The sequence below is a fragment of the Halomicrobium sp. HArcht3-1 genome, from assembly GCF_058933345.1.
The window spans coordinates 266,868-283,638 of sequence record NZ_JBZYDM010000005.1 but is presented as its reverse complement, the minus strand read 5'-3'; the positions used below and the strand labels follow the sequence as shown (position 1 = coordinate 283,638).

The 16,771-nt window shown below is 68.8% G+C and carries 19 protein-coding genes; 16 read left to right on the top strand and 3 right to left on the bottom strand.

All coding sequences use genetic code 11. From position 1 onward, the window contains the following. The first annotated feature begins 14 nt into the window (after positions 1 to 14). From AC5FRW_RS11195 to AC5FRW_RS11130, 14 genes are all read left to right on the top strand, one after another. Entirely contained in the window at positions 15 to 896 is an 882-nt protein-coding gene (locus AC5FRW_RS11195) for a Na+/H+ antiporter subunit E (protein ID WP_493568539.1), read from the top strand. Continuing rightward, on the top strand, positions 893 to 1,183 hold the full coding sequence (locus AC5FRW_RS11190) for a monovalent cation/H+ antiporter complex subunit F (protein WP_493568538.1): 291 nt from the start codon (positions 893 to 895) through the stop codon (positions 1,181 to 1,183). The genes AC5FRW_RS11195 and AC5FRW_RS11190 overlap by 4 nt, the downstream gene beginning before the upstream one ends. After that, positions 1,180 to 1,491, top strand: coding sequence for a monovalent cation/H(+) antiporter subunit G (mnhG, locus tag AC5FRW_RS11185; RefSeq protein ID WP_493568537.1), 312 nt, complete (start codon positions 1,180 to 1,182; stop codon positions 1,489 to 1,491). Before AC5FRW_RS11190 ends, mnhG begins: the two co-directional genes overlap by 4 nt. After that, positions 1,488 to 2,021 carry a DUF4040 domain-containing protein gene (locus AC5FRW_RS11180; RefSeq protein WP_493568536.1) on the top strand — a complete coding sequence of 178 codons (534 nt, stop codon included), beginning with the start codon at positions 1,488 to 1,490 and terminating at the stop codon, positions 2,019 to 2,021. The genes mnhG and AC5FRW_RS11180 overlap by 4 nt, the downstream gene beginning before the upstream one ends. After that, positions 2,021 to 2,467 (top strand): MnhB domain-containing protein, encoded by a 447-nt coding sequence (locus AC5FRW_RS11175; protein WP_493568535.1) that lies wholly within the window; start codon positions 2,021 to 2,023, stop codon positions 2,465 to 2,467. Before AC5FRW_RS11180 ends, AC5FRW_RS11175 begins: the two co-directional genes overlap by 1 nt. After that, on the top strand, positions 2,464 to 2,847 hold the full coding sequence (locus AC5FRW_RS11170) for a cation:proton antiporter subunit C (RefSeq protein ID WP_493568534.1): 384 nt from the start codon (positions 2,464 to 2,466) through the stop codon (positions 2,845 to 2,847). Before AC5FRW_RS11175 ends, AC5FRW_RS11170 begins: the two co-directional genes overlap by 4 nt. Continuing rightward, on the top strand, positions 2,840 to 4,294 hold the full coding sequence (locus AC5FRW_RS11165; RefSeq protein WP_493568533.1) for a proton-conducting transporter transmembrane domain-containing protein: 1,455 nt from the start codon (positions 2,840 to 2,842) through the stop codon (positions 4,292 to 4,294). The genes AC5FRW_RS11170 and AC5FRW_RS11165 overlap by 8 nt, the downstream gene beginning before the upstream one ends. Then, the gene (locus AC5FRW_RS11160) at positions 4,291 to 5,880 is read left to right on the top strand and encodes a proton-conducting transporter transmembrane domain-containing protein (RefSeq protein ID WP_493568532.1); all 1,590 of its coding nucleotides are present in this window, start codon (positions 4,291 to 4,293) and stop codon (positions 5,878 to 5,880) included. Before AC5FRW_RS11165 ends, AC5FRW_RS11160 begins: the two co-directional genes overlap by 4 nt. Beyond that, positions 5,873 to 7,564 (top strand): proton-conducting transporter transmembrane domain-containing protein, encoded by a 1,692-nt coding sequence (locus AC5FRW_RS11155; RefSeq protein WP_493568531.1) that lies wholly within the window; start codon positions 5,873 to 5,875, stop codon positions 7,562 to 7,564. The genes AC5FRW_RS11160 and AC5FRW_RS11155 overlap by 8 nt, the downstream gene beginning before the upstream one ends. A 36-nt stretch (positions 7,565 to 7,600) precedes the next feature. Beyond that, on the top strand, positions 7,601 to 7,981 hold the full coding sequence (locus AC5FRW_RS11150; protein WP_493568530.1) for a DUF7522 family protein: 381 nt from the start codon (positions 7,601 to 7,603) through the stop codon (positions 7,979 to 7,981). A 6-nt stretch (positions 7,982 to 7,987) separates the two neighbouring features. Then, positions 7,988 to 8,920: a calcium/sodium antiporter gene (locus tag AC5FRW_RS11145; protein ID WP_493568529.1), complete on the top strand. Its 933-nt coding sequence runs from the start codon at positions 7,988 to 7,990 to the stop codon at positions 8,918 to 8,920. A gap of 113 nt (positions 8,921 to 9,033) precedes the next feature. Beyond that, entirely contained in the window at positions 9,034 to 9,558 is a 525-nt protein-coding gene (locus tag AC5FRW_RS11140) for a DoxX family protein (protein WP_493568528.1), read from the top strand. Between the two features lie 15 nt (positions 9,559 to 9,573). Continuing rightward, positions 9,574 to 9,873, top strand: coding sequence for a hypothetical protein (locus AC5FRW_RS11135; protein WP_493568527.1), 300 nt, complete (start codon positions 9,574 to 9,576; stop codon positions 9,871 to 9,873). A 127-nt stretch (positions 9,874 to 10,000) separates the two neighbouring features. Continuing rightward, positions 10,001 to 10,429, top strand: coding sequence for a universal stress protein (locus AC5FRW_RS11130; protein ID WP_493568526.1), 429 nt, complete (start codon positions 10,001 to 10,003; stop codon positions 10,427 to 10,429). 54 nt (positions 10,430 to 10,483) lie between these two features. Here the strand turns inward: AC5FRW_RS11130 and AC5FRW_RS11125 are convergent, their stop codons facing one another. Then, the gene (locus AC5FRW_RS11125) at positions 10,484 to 11,125 is read right to left on the bottom strand and encodes a GNAT family N-acetyltransferase (RefSeq protein ID WP_493568525.1); all 642 of its coding nucleotides are present in this window, start codon (positions 11,123 to 11,125) and stop codon (positions 10,484 to 10,486) included. 108 nt (positions 11,126 to 11,233) lie between these two features. Then, positions 11,234 to 11,488, bottom strand: coding sequence for a hypothetical protein (locus AC5FRW_RS11120; protein WP_493568524.1), 255 nt, complete (start codon positions 11,486 to 11,488; stop codon positions 11,234 to 11,236). A gap of 114 nt (positions 11,489 to 11,602) precedes the next feature. On the opposite strand from AC5FRW_RS11120, the gene AC5FRW_RS11115 reads away from it, so the two are divergent. After that, positions 11,603 to 11,782 (top strand): HVO_2922 family protein, encoded by a 180-nt coding sequence (locus AC5FRW_RS11115; protein ID WP_493568523.1) that lies wholly within the window; start codon positions 11,603 to 11,605, stop codon positions 11,780 to 11,782. A gap of 2 nt (positions 11,783 to 11,784) precedes the next feature. Here AC5FRW_RS11115 and mutS read toward each other — a convergent pair whose 3' ends face one another. Beyond that, positions 11,785 to 14,463: a DNA mismatch repair protein MutS gene (mutS, locus tag AC5FRW_RS11110; RefSeq protein WP_493568522.1), complete on the bottom strand. Its 2,679-nt coding sequence runs from the start codon at positions 14,461 to 14,463 to the stop codon at positions 11,785 to 11,787. Positions 14,464 to 14,552: 89 nt separating this feature from the next. Between mutS and AC5FRW_RS11105 the strand changes: the two genes are divergently transcribed. After that, positions 14,553 to 16,769 (top strand): glycyl aminopeptidase, encoded by a 2,217-nt coding sequence (locus AC5FRW_RS11105; RefSeq protein ID WP_493568521.1) that lies wholly within the window; start codon positions 14,553 to 14,555, stop codon positions 16,767 to 16,769. The last annotated feature ends 2 nt before the right edge of the window (positions 16,770 to 16,771 follow it).

The following is a 16,771-nucleotide window of genomic DNA, read 5'->3' as shown; positions in this document are numbered from 1 at the left end:
AGAAGTCGTCTCTGATGACACCTTCGGCGGTTCGTGTCGCCGTCGTTCTGCGTGATTCGGCGACGGCCGGACGGGCGCTCGCACTCGCGACCGACCTGACCGACGACCGTGACGAACTGGTCGTGTTCTGTTCGACACCGGCGGTCGCCCGCCAGACTCGCCGACTGCTCGCCGACCGCGACGGGACCGCGAGCGTCACGTCGCTCGATCCGTTCTCGCTCGACGCAGTGGCACACGCGGTCGACGAACACGAGAGCGACCACGTCGTCGTGGACCCGGCCGCGCCGTTCCCCGTCGAGGACCTCCGTGCCCGACTCCCAGCCACGACGGTCCACGTCGCCGACCGACAGGACCGGCGGCGACGCGTCCGCCTCTGGTGGCCGACGGGGCTGGCCCAGCGGACGGCACTGTTCGTACTGGCGCTTGGGTTCTACCTGTTGCTGGGCGATCTGACGGTCTTCGATCTGGTCACCGGTGCCGTCAGCGCACTCGTCGTCGTCGCGCTCCTCGACCACGTTACGTTCACCACTGCGCCGACGCTGCGCCGGTCGCTTCCACGAGCGATCCGGGCCGTCGCTTTCGTCCCCCTGTTGCTCTGGGAGATTCTGGCAGCGAACCTCGCGCTGGCGCTCGTCTTGCTCGATCCGCGCCTTCCCGTCGATCCGTCCGTCGAGGTCGTCGACACGGAGACCGACTCGGACCTCGAACGGGCCGTCCTCGCCAACAGCGTCACGTTGACGCCGGGGACGCTGACGCTCGCCGTCGACGACGGGTCTCTCGTGGTCCACACCTTGACCGCCGACGCTCGCGAGGGCGTCCTCGCGGGACGAATCCAGCGTGGCGTGAGACGGGTCTTCGGTGACGCCACTTCGACGACGGAGGACGACGCGGCATGACCGGCGTCGAGAGCGCGCTCGTCGACGACGCGCTGGTCGGGGCCGCCGTCGCCGTCGTCTGTCTCGTCGTGCTCGCTCTCTACCGGGTGTTTCGTGGGCCGACGCTCCCGGATCGGGTCGTCGCCGTCAACGGCATCGGGACCGGCACGGTCGTGGTCCTCGCGTTGCTCTCGGTCGGTCTCGACGAACCGGGGTTGCTCGACGTGGCACTCGTCTACGCGCTGCTGAACTTCCTGCTCTCGCTGGGTCTCGCCCGCTTTGCCGTCGAACGGGGTGGGATCCTGTGACGCCGGCCGAGGTGGCGGTGCTCGTCTGTGCCTTCGGCGTCGTCTTCGCGTTCGGACTGGCGACACTGGGTCTGTTTCGCCTCCCCGACCTCTACGCGCGCGCTCACGCCGTCTCGAAGGCCGACACGCTCGGCACGCTGTTTGCGTTCGCCGCCGGGGCGCTGGCGACAGGCGTCGGCGAGGTGACGCTCAAGCTTGCGCTGCTGGTCGGTCTCGTGTTCGTGACGACGCCGACGGCCACCCACGCCATCGTCCGCGCGGCCCGGATCGAGGGGTACGAGCCGTGGACGCGGGAGGAGGATCGATGACCGACCCGCTCGTCGCCGCGTTGCTCGTCCTCGTGCTCGTGACGGCCGTCGGCGTCGCTCGGCTGGCAGACCCGCTGACGATGGTCGTCGCCTTCGGCGTCTACAGCCTCGGGATGGCGCTGCTGTGGGCCGTCTTTCGCGCGCCTGATGTAGCCCTGACCGAGGCCGCCGTCGGCGCGGGCGTCACCTCGGCGTTCTTGCTCGTCGTCATCGTCCGCACCGGCGTCGACCGCGGCCGGACGTTCCGGCCGCTGTCGTCGATCGATCCGGCGGCGGTCGCGCTCGCAGTCGGTCTCGTCGCAGTGTTGCTGTGGACGGTCCCGGCACTGCCCGCCGTCGGCGACCCCACCGCGCCCGCTTTCCAGCGCGTCGCCCCCGAGTACCTCGCGCGGTCGCCCGGCCTCGGTATCGCGAACGTCGTCACGGCGATCCTCGTCGTGTTTCGCGGCTTCGATACCTTCGGCGAGGTCGTCGTCGTGTTCGCGGCCGGCGTCGCCGTCCTCGTGGTGTTCGACCGGGAGGTGCTGTGATGAGCGACCCGGATCGGACCCGACCGCGGCCGCCGGCCGACAGCCCGGTCGTCACCGCGACCGTCCGCCTGTCGACGCCGTTCGTCGTCACCTTCGGCCTCTTTACGATGTTCCACGGCACGAGTTCGGTCGGCGGGGGGTTTCAGGGTGGTGTCGTCGTCGCCGCGGGCCTGATCACGGTCGCGTTCGCGTTCGGTCTCGACCAGACGCGGCGCTGGCTCAGCCCAGCGGCGATCACCGGCTTCGCCGCCGCTGGCGTGCTCGTGTTTGCCATCCTCGCGTTCGGGCCGCTGGCGTTTGGCGGCACCGTCCTCGATTTCGCGGTGTTCCCGATCCCGAAAGCCGTCGTCTACGGCGTCGAACTGGTCGAACTCGGCATCGGTGCGACGGTCGCGACCACCGTGGTACTCCTCTTTCTCCTGCTGGGACAGGGGGGTCGACGGTGATCGCGCTCGTCGCCGACCGACTGCCCTACATCGTCGCCGTCTGCTTGCTGGGCGTGGGCCTGTTCGTCCTCGTCGACGACGACTCGCTGCTGAAGAAGGTGCTCGGCCTGAACGTCTTCCAGACCGGCATCTTCCTCGTCTTCATCGCCGCGGCGGTCCGGGCGGGCGGGCGCTCGCCGCTGCTGGTCGACGGCGGCGAGCCGTCCGTCAATCCACTGCCCCACGTCCTGATTCTGACCGCTATCGTCGTCGGTGTCAGCGTGACGGCGCTCGCGGTCGCACTGCTCGTTCGCATCCACCGCGAGCAGGGCACGCTGCGGACCGACGAACTCGCTGCCCCCGCCGTGACAGTCGAGACGGAGGGAGCGGACGATGAGTGACCTGCTCGCGGTGCTCGTGGCGCTGCCCATCGTCGCGGCGGTCTGCCCACCCGTGCTGGCCCGTCGCTTCGACCGGCTGGGCTGGCCGGTCGCCGCTGTCGCGCTCACTGCCCAGACGGGGCTGGTCGCGTGGCTCACGTGGCGCGTCGTCACGGACGGCCCGCTCGCACTCGTCGTCGGTGGCTTGCCGGCCCGACTCGGCATCGAACTCGGTCTCGACGCTCTCTCGGCGGTCTTCGCCTGCCTCGTCACCGCCGCGGGACTGTGGGGACTCGCCTACACGCGGCGTGGCGGCCCGCGTTCTGCGACCGGGTACGCGCTCTACTTGCTGCTGATCGCCGGGCTGACCGGCATCTGCGTGACGCGGGACGTGTTCAATCTCTACGTCTTTCTGGAGATCAGTGGTCTCAGCGCCTACGCGCTCGTAGCGCTCGGCGACGCTCCCGACGCCGCCCCGGCCGCGCTGCAGTACCTGCTGGTCGGGACCGTCGGAGCGTCGCTGTACCTGCTTGGCGTGGGCTATCTCTACGTCGCGACGGGGACGCTGAACATGGGCGTGCTGGCCGAACAGCTGTCGGCCGTCGGCCGCGACGCTCGACTCGTGCTCGCCGCGTTCGGTCTCGTCGCGGCCGGTCTCGCGGTGAAGATGGCCCTGTTCCCGGTCCACGCGTGGAAGCCGGACGCGTACGAGGCCGCGCCCGCGGGGATCACCGCGGTGCTTGCAGCGCTCGTGTCGACGGTCGCTGCCTACGCCTTCGTGCGCCTGCTGCTCTCGGTGTTCTCCGTCGCCGTCCTCGCCGCCACGCCCACGCTGGCGACGGCACTGCAGGTGGTGGCGGTCGTCAGCATCGTGGCGGGGGCCGTCCTCGCGGTGCGCCAGCGGAGCGTCCGCCGCCTGCTGGCGTACTCCAGCGTCTCGCAGTTCGGCATCGTCATCGCTGGCATCTCGCTCGGAACGACGCTCGGCATCGTCGGCGGCGTCGTCCACCTGCTGGGCCACGCCGTGCTCAAGAGCGGTGCGTTCGCGACCGTCGGCATCGTCGAGGCGAGTTCCGACGCCCGGACCGTCGACGAGTACGCCGACGCCGCCGACAGCTTGCCGGTCACGAGCGCGGCGCTGGCGACGCTGGCGCTGGGACTGGTCGGCATCCCGCCGCTGATCGGCTTCTTCGGCAAGTGGTACGTCGTGCTGGGCGCGGTGCGAGCGGGCGCGTGGGTCGTCGCCGCGGCCGTCCTCGCGAGTACGGCGCTGTCGCTGACGTACTTCGCGCGCCTGCTCCAGCGTCTCTACCTCGAACCCGGGCGCGTCTCGTTCGACCGGTCGGCGGCGAGTCCGGGGATGGTCGCGGCGGCGCTGATCGCGGTCGCGGTCGCGCTGGCGCTCGGTCTCACGTCTGCGGGGCTTGTCGAACTCCTCCGTCCGGCCGTCGAGGGGGTGGCTGCGTGACGACGGCGTCGCTGCTCCCGGTCGCGCTCGTGGCCGTTCCGCTGCTCGCCGTCCCGCCGATCCTCGCATCCGGTTCCCGTCCGAATCTCCGTGAGGGCTGGACGTTCCTCGCCGCCGTGGTGACACTCGCCGTCGCGGGCTGGGTCGCCGGGGCACCAACCGACGGCGTCGTCTACGAGACCGTGCTCGGACGGCTGGTCCCCGGCGCGTCGCTCGCGTTTCGGGTCGACGCCATGGGCGCGCTGTTCGCGTTGCTGGCGGCCGTCCTCTGGCTGGTCGCCAGCCTCTACAGCGTCGGCTACGTCCGGGGTCTCGACGAGCACGACCAGACGCGCTACTTCGCCGCCTTCGCCGCCAGCATCGCCGCGACGATGGGGGTCGCACTCGCCGCGAACCTCCTGACGCTGTTCGTCTGCTACGAGGTCCTGACCGTCGCGACCTACCCGCTGGTGACCCACAGCGAGACCGCCGACGCACGGGCGGCCGGTCGGCGCTACCTCGCGTACACGCTCGGGGGCGGCGTCGCCATCCTCGCCGGCATCACCCTCCTGTTCTCGCTGACGGGCACGACCGACTTCGTCGCGGGTGGGCTGGCGGGACTGGGCGACGAGCCAGTGCTCGCGACGGTGGCCTACGCGCTGTTGATCGTCGGCTTCGGCGTGAAGGCGGCCCTCGTCCCGCTGCACGCGTGGCTCCCCTCGGCGATGGTCGCGCCGACACCGGTCTCGGGGCTGCTCCACGCCGTCGCCGTCGTCAAGAGCGGCGTGTTCTCGCTCGCGCGCGTGGTCCTGTTCGTCTTCGGTGCCGAGACCGTCCGCACGCTCGGGCTGGACCTCCCGCTCGCGCTCGCCGCGGCGGCGACGATGCTGCTCGCCGGCGTCTTCACGCTCCGGCAGGACAAACTCAAGCGCGGGCTGGCCTACTCGACGGTGAGTCAACTCTCCTACATCGTCCTCGGGGTCGCGCTGTTGACGCCGGTCGCCGTCTTCGGCGCGCTGCTCCATCTCGTCGCCCACGCGTTCATGAAGATCACGCTGTTTTTCTGCGCGGGTGCGATCTACGTCGAGACCGACGTGGAGTACGTCGGCGAGATGGCGGGTATCTGGCGTCGGTTCCCGGCGGTCCTGACGGCCTTCGCGGTCGCCAGCGCGGGGCTGGTCGGTCTTCCCGGTGTCGCCGGCTTCGTCAGTAAGTGGTTCCTCGTACTGGGTGCCTTCGAGACCGACGCCGTCCCGTTCGCGGCCGTGTTCCTCGTTGCGGGGCTGCTCAAACTGCTCTTTTTCTGGCCGGTGTTGCTCACCGCGTTCGCCGGCCGCGATCCGGTCGCGGGGTTCCGTCCGGTGGCGTCCCACGCGGATCGATCCCACGACACCGACCGGCCGGTCGACGACGGTCACGAACCGGTCCACGACGGCGGGCAGGTCGCGTGGGAGTCCCGCACGCTGGCGACCGAGACCGACTGGCGCGTGCTGCTGCCGATCTTGCTGACGGCCGCCGGCGCGGTCGTCCTCGGCATCGTCCCGGACGCGACGCCGTTCTGGGAGCTTGCGCGGCAGGTCTCGACGGAGGTGTTCCCCGGTGGCTGACCCGCTGACCGTGATTCCGCCCGTCGTTGCCCTGCTCCTCGCGGCGGCGCTCGCCGCGGTCCTGCCGCGCCGACTCGGGGCCACGGTCGGGAGCGGCCTCGCCTTGCTGACGACGGTGTGGCTCGCGGTCGTCCCCGCCGGCACGCACCTCCCGGCGCGGCTGTTTGGCTTCGAGGTCGTCCTCTTCGCTGTCGACCCGCTCTCCCGGACCGTCGGGCTGGTGCTCGCGTTCGTCGCGGCCGCGGGCGTGGCCTACGGCTACGGGACCGGAGCGTCGCGCCGTGTCCTCGCGCTCTCGCAGGCGTACCTCGGCGCGGGACTGGGTGCCGTCTTTGCGGGCGACTGGCTCACGCTCGTCCTCTGGTGGGAGGCGCTGGCGGTCGGTGCGACTGCGCTCGTCTGGGTCGGTGGCGACGACGTGGCTCGGCGGGCCGGCCTGCGCTATGCCGTCTATCACGAGATCGGCGGTGTGGTGCTCGTGGCGGCCGTCCTCGCCCAGTACGCAACGGCCGGCACTGTCCTGTTCGGTGAGGGTCTCGCGGCGGGACTCCCGCTCGTCCTCGGTGTCCTCGGTATCGGCCTGAACGTCGGCTTCCTCGGTCTACACCCGTGGCTGGTCGACACGTATCCCCGGCCCCACGTCGCTGTGAGCGTCGTCCTCGCGGCCTGTACCACGAAGGTCGGCGTCTACGCGCTCGCCCGGGCAGTCCCCGAGGGCAGTCCCGCGGTCGCGTCGATGGGTGGTGCGATGTTGCTCGTCGGCGTCACCTACGCAATCCTCCAGACCGACACGCGCCGTCTGCTCACGTACCACATCGTCTCGCAGGTCGGGTTCATGGTCGCCGGCATCGGTCTCGGCTCGCCGCTTGGACTGGCCGGCGCGGCGGCCCACCTCGTCAACAACGTCCTCTACAAGAGCCTCCTGTTCATGGTCGCCGGCGTCCTCGTCGTCCAGACGAGCGAGTCGAATCTCAAACGGCTGGGCGGGCTAGCGCGCCCGATGCCGGTGGTCTTCGTCGCCTTCCTCGTCGCGGCGCTGTCTATCTCGGGTGTCCCCGGCTTCAACGGCTTCGTGAGCAAGGCCATGGTGATCGACGCGGCCGACGCCGCCGGGCGCGACCTGCTCTGGTGGGCGCTGGTCGTCGGGAGCGTCGGCACCGTGATCTCGTTCTGTAAGTTCGGCTACTACGCCTTCTTGCATGGCCCGGCCCACCACGACGTGGACGACGCGGCCCCGCCGGCGGCGCTCGCGCTCGCCGCCCTCGCCGTCCCGTGTCTCGTCTTCGGTCTCGTCCCGTCGCTCCAGTTCGCCGTCCTCCCCGGATCGACGGCGGCCGCAAAGCCCTTCGCTCCGAGCCAGTTCACGAAGGCCGGTGCGATCCTCGCCGCTGGCGGCGTCGCGTTCGCCCTCGTTCGCCGCTCCCTCGCTCGGGTCCCGCCCGCGCCGGACCTCGACTCGGTGTACCATCCGCTGGGTGCGCGCCTGCTGTGGGCTAGTCCCATCGTCCTCGACGTGCTGCGCGCTCGGCTGGATGCAGTCCGCGAACGAACTGTCGCCGTCGCGGTCGCCGTCGCCGCGCCCGAGCGAGTCCCTGAGTCGGAGCCATTCCCCGACCGGATCGGTCGCAGCGTGGCGCTGCTGGCCGCTGTGGTGGTCCTGCTCTTGCTCGCGCTGTTCGTGTAGACTGATCTTTATGTTCGTCGTCTACGACCTTCGGGTATGGGAAAGCCCGACTACGACGACCTCGTCACGTTCCTGCGCGAGCGCTTCGACGACGCACTGCGCTGGGTCGCGTCGTTCGACAGCGAGCGTCACGGCTACACCGTCCAGTACATCCGTGAGGATCTGAAGACCGAACTGTCGGGGCTGGACCTCGATACGATCGTCCACCGCTCGATGGCGGTGTTCAACCGTCGCCACATCGAGGACGTGTACTTCCACCTCGGGACCGCCCAGTCGCTGCTCGTCGAGTACGAGGACGCGATGGCCGTCCACCTCTATCTCGACGAGCGCCGCGGCCTCGTGATCAAGATTGCCAGCGGCGAGTCGATCACGACCCCGGAACTCCGGGAAGCCTGTCTGGATCGTCTCGACCTGTAGTCCTGCATGGTCGTTCCGACCACTCTCGTCGACCTCACACTCGCCGCGGTCGCGGTCGTCGCTCTCTGGTTCGGTGCCGACCAGTTCGTCCGCGGTGCCAGTCGCCTCGCTCGTCGCCTCGGAGTGCCCGGGCTGATCGTCGGTCTCACCGTGATCGCTTTCGGTACGTCCGCGCCGGAGTTCGCGGTCAGCCTCGACGCAGCCCTGACCGGCAGTGCCGACATCTCCGTCGCGAACGTCGTCGGATCGAACGTCGTCAACCTCGGATTCGTCCTCGGTGGGGCGGCGCTCGTGCGGGCGCTACCGACGGCACCCGCGCTCGTCCGCCGGGACGGCGTCGCCCTGATCGGGGCCACGGCGCTGGTGCTCGTCTTCCTCCGTGATCTTCGGATCGGCCGCGGCGAAGCCGCTGTCTCCGTTGCCCTCCTCGGTGGCTATCTCCTCGTCCTCGCCCGCAGCGGGAACGACCGTGACGCCGGTGATCAGTCGGTACCGTTCCGCCCGCGAGAGGTGCTTCGACTGGTCGGCGGCCTCGCGGTCGTCGTCGCCGGCGCGCACCTGCTCGTCCTCGCTGCGACCGCGCTCGCTCGCGACGCTGGCGTCTCCGAGTGGACCATCGGCGTCACCATCGTCGCCGGGGGCACCTCGCTGCCCGAGTTCGTCACCGCCGTCGTCGCTGCCCGGCGCGGTCGCGCAGGTCTCTCCGCGGGCAACCTCGTCGGCAGTTGTCTGTTCAACAGTCTCGGCGTGCTGGGTGTGGCCGCGCTCGTTCGCCCGCTCTCGGTCACGCCCGCTGCCGTCGAGAGCACCGGCTGGCTACTGGGACTGGTCGTGCTCGTGACGGTGCTGTTCTGGTCCGGGCAGGTCCTCTCACGACTGGAAGGAGGGCTGCTCGTCGCCGTGAATATCGTCGACTGGGCCGTCGAGTTGCTGTGGTGAGCCGGACCGACCCGTGGCCTGTTCTCGCCGTCGAAGAGCCATTTTCACCCGTTGGGAACACCCCTCTGTTTATACCACGTATCAGTGCCAACTCGAATATGTGAGGTAATACGATGTCCACCCAAGCGGCCAACCCCCTGGCGACCGACTTCGAGTTAGAGTTAGACAGACCGCTGACGGCGTACTGGATAGCGCTGTTGCGTGTCGTGACCGGCTGGTGGTTCTTCCACGCCGGTGTGACGAAGCTGATCGAGGACGGGCTGGCGTTCACGTACGGGCCGATGTACATGCAGCAGATGACGGGGACGGCGCTGGGTCCCATTCCGGTGTGGATGGGCAACAATCTGGCGTGGTTGATCGCGCCGGGCGTGCCGCTGTTCGAGACGCTGATCGGGCTGGCCCTGATCGCAGGCGCACTGACGAGACTCGCCGCCCTCGGCGGCGTGTTCTTCATGGTGCTGTTCTGGATCGGCAACGCCGACTTCGCCCACGGGCTGGTCAACGGGGACTTCATGGGCCTGCTGCTGTTCATGACCGTCCTCGTGCTCGGGGCCGGCCGGTACTACGGTCTCGACGCCATCATCGAGAAGACCAAGTTCGTCCGGGAACGCCCGAAACTCCGCTACATCCTCGGCTAACGAGGTGCAACAACAATGACTGACACCACCACCACCACCACCGTCGACCGAATCGCCATGGGACTGAGCGGCGCCCTGTTCGTACTGGGCACCGTCGTACTGGGACTGATCGAGATCGTCGCGGGCAAACCGTACAGCCCGGCCGCGCTGACCAACGACGCCGGCGAAATCGTCGCCACGCCGCTGATCGACCCCACGCTGCGCACCGGCGTGATCCTGCTCGGCCTACTCGTCCTGGCCGTCTGGGGCCTCTACAAGGTCGTCACGCCGATGGCCGACGAGACGACGACCCGTCGCGAGATGACCGCCGACTGAACGTGTTCGGCAGGTCACGCCCGAAACTCTTCTCTCCCGCTCGACCGACCAGTGACGAGTCGACCCTGTTTTCACCGGCCGGGAACCCGGTCCGGTGCCTAAGTGTCTCGGGGCAGTAGCCTGTCGTATGTACGACGAGATCCTCTTTCCGACCGACGGCAGCGACGGTGCCGACGCCGCACTGGCCCACGCGATGGAACTGGCCGACACCTACGACGCGGCGGTACACGTCCTCTCCGTGGTCGATTCGAGCTATTTGGGAAGCGCTGCCGCCGAAGCGACGACGTTCGAAGCGCTCCGGGAGGCCAGCGAGCAAGCAGTCGCGGAGACGATCGACCGTGTCGAAGCCCGCGGTATCGAGGCCGTTCCGGCGGTGCAGGAAGGACAGCCCTACGCGACGATCCTCGACTACGCGGACGACGCCGACATCGACGTGATCGTGATGGGCACGCACGGCCGCCGCGGGCTTGATCGCTTCCTGCTTGGCAGCGTCACGGAGAAGGTCGTCCGGGCGGCCGAGGTCCCCGTCGTGACCGTCCGACTGGACGAAGACTGACAACGCGGTCAGGGTCGCAGCCGACGTGCCCGCGACGACGGACCGCGCGGCCACTCACCGTACTGGTCGTTCGCCGGGTCGGTCCTGCACGACTGGTGGGTGCTGGTAGGCGATCACGTCGTCGCCGGTGAGCGAGCGCCGCAGTCGCAGCGTCTCGGCCCACCGACCACGGGACTCGACGGTGTGTTGCTCGACGGTCTCGAAGCCGAGTTTGTCGTAGAGTCGTCGGGCCGACCGATTGTCCGACTCGACGACCAGTGTGAGCGCGTCGCGGTCGGCGGCGGCCGCCGTCGCGAGGACGTGTTTGCTCACTTCCGTCCCGATCCCGCGATCCTGATACTCCTGATGGACGAAGACGGCAAACTCCGGCACGGCGTCTTCGGTGGGCGTGTACAGCGCGTGTCCGACGACCCCGTCGTCACCGGCGACGACGAAGTTACAGCCCTCGGCCAGCAGGTCCGTGACCCACTCGTCGATCCGCGAGCGCGTCCGCGGGGGCACCCCCTGTGCGACCTGCCCGGGTGTGAAGTCGTCGTACATCGCGACCAGCGCGTCACGGTCTTTTCCCGTCGCCGGTCGAACGAGCCACGGGACCCCCTCGCGGTCGACGAAGCGCGGACACCGCGGCGGGCAGTGGCGATTCCCCTCGCACTCGGCCACGTTCCAGTACGTACAGACAGCGTCTGTCTGGTCCATGCTCGACAGTCGGTACTGCCGTGACTTAAGTCACGAACCGTACTGCCACTCCGTGAGAACGCCGCCGACGCGGGTCACCGGCCGGGACAACGATGACACTGCCCCGTCTCACACCTTCCCCGAGAGCGTCGAGGGAACCTCTCGTAGCGCTGCGTTACAGGAGCGACAGGTCTCCATCTCGGTGGCGACGTACACCGTATCGCAGTCGGGGCACCGAAACAGTCCACTCGCTGGCGCTGTCCCTGGTCCGTCGGCGTCCGCGCCGTCCGCCTGCGTCTCCGATTCCGCCGTGCTATCCGTCCCGTTGTGTGACTGAAGCCGTTCGACGCCCTTCCGTAGCCACTCGATCATGTTCTGGCGCAAGCACTCTGTGGTGGCGTCGGGAGGGTTTGACGCTTGTACCTATGTGGAACGTATCGACGGCCCCAGAATGTAGCCCGTAGCTTCTTGATGCTCACCTGTGAACTGTCGGTCGACATGTCGGCAACATTCGAACTGTACACCGATAGTGCGGACGAGTGGCGCTGGCGACTCGTCCACGACAATGGGAACATCATCGCGGACAGCGGCGAGGGGTACGCGAGCAAGCAGAAGGCAAAACAGGGCATCGAGAGCGTCAGAAACAACGCCGGCGACGCTCCTGTCGAGGAAGCCTGACCTCACTCCTCGTCCAGTTGCCCCTGCCACGCCTGGACTTTCGCCATTAGCTCGACCGGCGGCGTCTCGTTGACGTTCAGATCGGCGAGTTCGTCGAGGACGGCTTCCGTCTCGGGATCGAGCACTGCCTCGGTGGCGCTGCCGCCGTCGGCACTGGCCTGCTCGCCCCCGCTCTCTCCGGTCGCAAACTCGCCAGCGTCGAGATCGAAGACGACCTGTGTCGTCTCGCCACCGCCGCCGCTGCCGCGCACGTCGATGGCCTCGTCCTCGCGCAGGCGGTCGAGCACGTCCCGCGAGCGCGAGACGACGGGGTCGGGCACGCCCGCGAGGTCGGCGACGTGGACCCCGTAGGAGCGATCCGTCGGGCCGTCCCGGACGGTCCGTAAGAAGGTGACCTCACCGTCGCTCTCGTCGGCCGCGACGTGGACGTTCTGGACGGTCGGCAGTTCGTCGCCCAACACGGTGAGTTCGTGGTAGTGAGTCGCGAACAGCGTCTTACAGCCGATCTCGTTGACGATGTACTCACTGGCTGCCCACGCGATCGAGATGCCGTCGTAGGTTGCCGTCCCGCGCCCGACCTCGTCTAAGATGACCAGTGACTCCTCGGTCGCCGAATGGAGGATGTTCGACAGCTCCTGCATCTCGACCATGAAGGTAGAGCGTCCCTGTGCGAGTTCGTCCAGCGCGCCCACGCGGGTGTAGATGCCGTCGACCAGTCCCACGCTCGCGGAGCGGGCGGGGACGAAACTGCCGACCTGTGCGAGCAGCGTGATCAGGGCGGCCTGTCGCATGTACGTCGACTTCCCGCTCATGTTCGGGCCGGTGACGATGAGGAACTGCCGCTCGGGGTCCATGGTGAGGTCGTTGGGGACGAACTCGGTGGTCTGCTCGACGACCGGGTGGCGGCCGGCCTCCACGTCAAGTGCGCGCCCGTCGGTGAGTTCGGGCCGGGTCCAGTCGTTGCGGACGGCGTGGATCGAAAGCGAGGCCACCGCATCCAGTTCGGCCAGCACCCGACCCACGTCCTGCAGGAGTGTCGCCCGCTCGGCGACGCGCTCGCGCAGCTCGCCGAACAGCTCGTACTCCATCTCGTGGCGCTGTTCTTCGAGGCGGAACACCTCGCGTTCCTTCTCCTGCAGCTCCTCGGTCGTAAAGCGCTTCGAGTTTTTCAGCTCCTTGATCTGGGTGTAGTGGGCGGGCACGTCGTCGGCCTCACTCTTGCCGACCTGAATGTAGTACCCGTCGGTCTTGTTGCGGTCCACCGAGAGGTGGGTGATCCCCGTCTCTCCTTTCTCCCGGTCGGGCAGGGTCTCTAGCCACTCCAGTGCTGCCTCGTGGCGCTCGATCACGTCGTCCAAGTCGTCGTCGTAGCCCTGCCTGAAGAGGCCGCCCTGTCGGACGGTGCCGGGCGGGTCCTCGACGAGCGCGGCGTCGAGTGTCGCGGCGAGATCGTCGACGGCATCGCGGTCGAGTCGGTCGAGTGCCTCGGCCAGCGGCGAGTCGGCCAGTCGCTGGTCATCTGCGACGATGTCTTCGACGGTCCCGAGCAGGGAGAGCGTGCCGGCGATCGCCCGGAGGTCCCGCGCGTCGGCGCTCCCAGAGACCGCTCGCGAGGCGAGTCGTTCGAGGTCGTAGGCGTCTGAGAGGGTCTCACACAGTTGCTCGCGGGCCATCGCCGCCTCGGCCAGTGCGGCCACACAGGACTGCCGTCGCTGTAGCTCGCCTCGATCACGGCGGGGGCGCTGGAGCCACTCCCGGAGCAGGCGCGCGCCCGCGGCGGTCGTGGTGTGATCGATGGTGTCGAACAGCGACCCGTCGCCGTCGCCCTGCATGGTCTCGGTGAGTTCGAGGTTGCGCTGGGTCGTCGCGTCCAGATCGACGTGGTCGGTCGCGCCGTAGGACTGGAGACGCGTGATCGAGGCCAGCGTGCCGACGCCGGTCTCCTCGACGTAGGCGAGGACGGCACCCGCAGCCCGGATTGCGGCCTCGTCCGCGGCGATACCGACGCTGTCGACGGTCTCGGGACCGAAGTGGTCACGCACGCGGTGGGTCGCCCGGCCCGGCGCGAACGACTCCTCAGTGTGGACGGTCAGGGCGGCATCGGTGCGTTCGCGCAGGCGGTCGAGGAAGTCGTCGTCCCCGCGGAGGTCGGGACCGGGCAGTACCTCTGCGGGATCGAACTTGTACAGTTCCGTCTGGATCCGTGCGCGAGCGTCCTCGCCGTCCAGCTGGGTGACGTGGAACTGCCCGGTGGTCACGTCGGCGACGGCCAGTCCGTACGCCGACTCCCCTCCGCTTGTGTCGTCGTCCGCGACGACCGCGGCGAGATACTGGGCGGCGTCGTCGGTCGTCTCCAGATGCGTGCCCGGCGTCACGACGCGCGTGATCTCGCGGGCGTGGCCGTCTGCGGTCTCGTGCTGGTCGGCCACGGCGACCCGGTAGCCCCGTTCGACCAGCGCGGAGACGTACGGCGTCAGATCGTCGACCGGCACGCCAGCCATCGGGTACGACGACCCGTGCGAGGACTTCTGACTGATCTTCAGATCGAGTTCGTCGGCGACGATCTCGGCGTCCTCGTCGAAAAACTCGTAGAAATCACCACACTGCATCGCGAGAATGTCGGCGTCGCTGTCGGCCTTCAGCGAGAGGAACTCACCGACGATACCCGTCGCCTCTGTCATACCCGCCCGTGGGAGCGACGACGGCCTAAGGGTTGTGGGTCGCTACTGGCTGGGGCAGCTATTTGACGGGGGCTGTGTAACTGATCCCCATGGGTGAGGTGTCGCGCAGGATCGCCGCGTTACTGGTGGTGCTTGCACTCTCGGGCAGCGTCGCGCCCGCCGCCCCCGCCACGCCCGTGCCAGACTGGCCCACTGCCGAGCAACAGGCGCTCCCGACTGTCTCGTCCGAACGGAGTTCCCCGCAGCCCCAGACACGGACGCCGGCCGTCGACTCGCTCCAGCCAGTCGAACGTGATGGCTGGCAGGCGATGGCCGTCACGAGTCAGGCCACCGTCGCGGCCGACGAGACGATCACGCTCGACCAGCAGTTCGAGCGCCTCCCCGACCGGCCCGGCGTCGTTCGCGTCACGCTTCGCTATCGGATTCCCGACCGCATCGTCTCGCTTCGCACCGAGCTACCGGCCGCGGCGATGGACCCGGACGGGGAGGGATTCGTCCGCGACAACGAGACACAGTTCCGATGGCGTGGGACGACCCAGCGACCCGAGATCACGTACGATCTGCCGGTCAACGAGACGATCGACTGGTCCGATCCACGGATCGGGTCGGGGCGCTATCTCGCCGCCGACACCCGAAACTGGTCGCTGTTCGAGCGTCCATCGGCACCGACGAACTGGGAGGCGACCGGTCGCACGCCGATCCAGTTCGAGCGCGAGTCCTCGACGGTCGGTCCCGGTGCGGCCGGGGAATGGCTCGTCTTCCTCGGCGCACACGAGACACACGAGCGGACGGCCTACGGTCAGCAGTTCCGCCTCGTCGTTCCCGCGGCCGCGAACCTGAGCGAGTCACCCGACGCGCTGCTGGCTGCGCTCGCGAACAGTTCCGACGCGTTGCGTGTCGGCGACCGTGACGAGCGTGTCTTCCTGATCGCCGCACCGACCGACGGCGTCCCGTGGGCCGTCCGCGGACTGCAGACCGGTGACAGTGACATCTGGGTGCAGGACGACGAACGCCTCGACGAGGCCGACAGTCCCTGGATCCACGAGTACGTCCACTCCCGGCAGGCCTACACGCCGACGAGTCGGACGCTGTGGCTCTCTGAGGCGTCGGCGTCGTACTATGCGGCCCTGCTCTCTCTGGAGCACGACGCTATCGACTTCGACGCGTTCGAAGATCGGATGCGGATCGGCACGTGGCCGGTGTACGACCGCGTGGTGCTTGCCAACACCTCGACGTGGGTGCGCTCGCCGGACTACTACAAGGGTGCGCTCGTCGCCGGACAGCTCGACCGGCGTCTCCGCGTCAGCACCGACCGCGAACAGACGTTTCAGGACGTGTTTCGGACGCTGAACGGCCAGCAGGGGCCGATCTCACAACTCGATCTCCTCAACGCACTCGCCGCTGCGGACGATACCGGCCTGCTCGATGTCGGGCAGACCTACACCGAGCGCAGCGCGAACGTCAGCATGTGGAACCGGACGACCCACGCGGCGGTGTTCGGACAGCTTCCGGCACGGATCGGCTACGAACTCCCGCCGGTCGAGGCGTCGAACGCCTACCGCATCACCGGCCCGTATCGCAACACAACGGTACGGGAGCCAGCACCGATCGTGCTGGTCACTGGCGAGCGCCTGACCGTCGACGCCGTCGTGGAAAACGCCGGCGGGACCGCCGGCCAGTACAACCTCTCGATGCGGGTCAACGGGACCGTCGTCGAGGAGGCAGGCGGTCGGATCGGGGCCAGCCAGTCCCGGACGGTCCCACTCTCACACCGGTTCCCGACACCGGGGTCGTACGTCGTCTCCGTCGACGGGACGACGGTCAACGTCACGGTCCAGCGCCCGGCCGCTGCACGTGTCGTCGACCTCTCGGTCGGCCAGTCGGACCTCAAACAGGGCGAGTCGGTGCTCCTGACAGCGACCGTCGCCAACGACGCGCCGGTGCCCGGCGAGACGACCGTCGTGTTCACGCGGAACTTCGAGGCAGTCGACCGCACCCGCGTCACGCTGTCGGCCAACAGTACGGTGTACGTCGTCCGTGAGATCGATCTCCCGGCCGCCGGCAACGTCTCGCTCGGTGCCGGACGCGCCCGCCCGGTCGAGGTTGCCGTCGCCCCGGCACCCGTCCAGACCATCGGACCAGCGGTGGCGACCGAGACGGCCACGCGGTCGCCCGCGACCGACGACCGGACGACACGGACATCGAGCGCGTCGTCGGCCACGACGACCGCAGACGGTCACGGATTCGGGCCGTTGTCCGCAGTGCTGGCCGTGGTGCTGTGGTGGCTGGTGCGACGACGGGACTGACC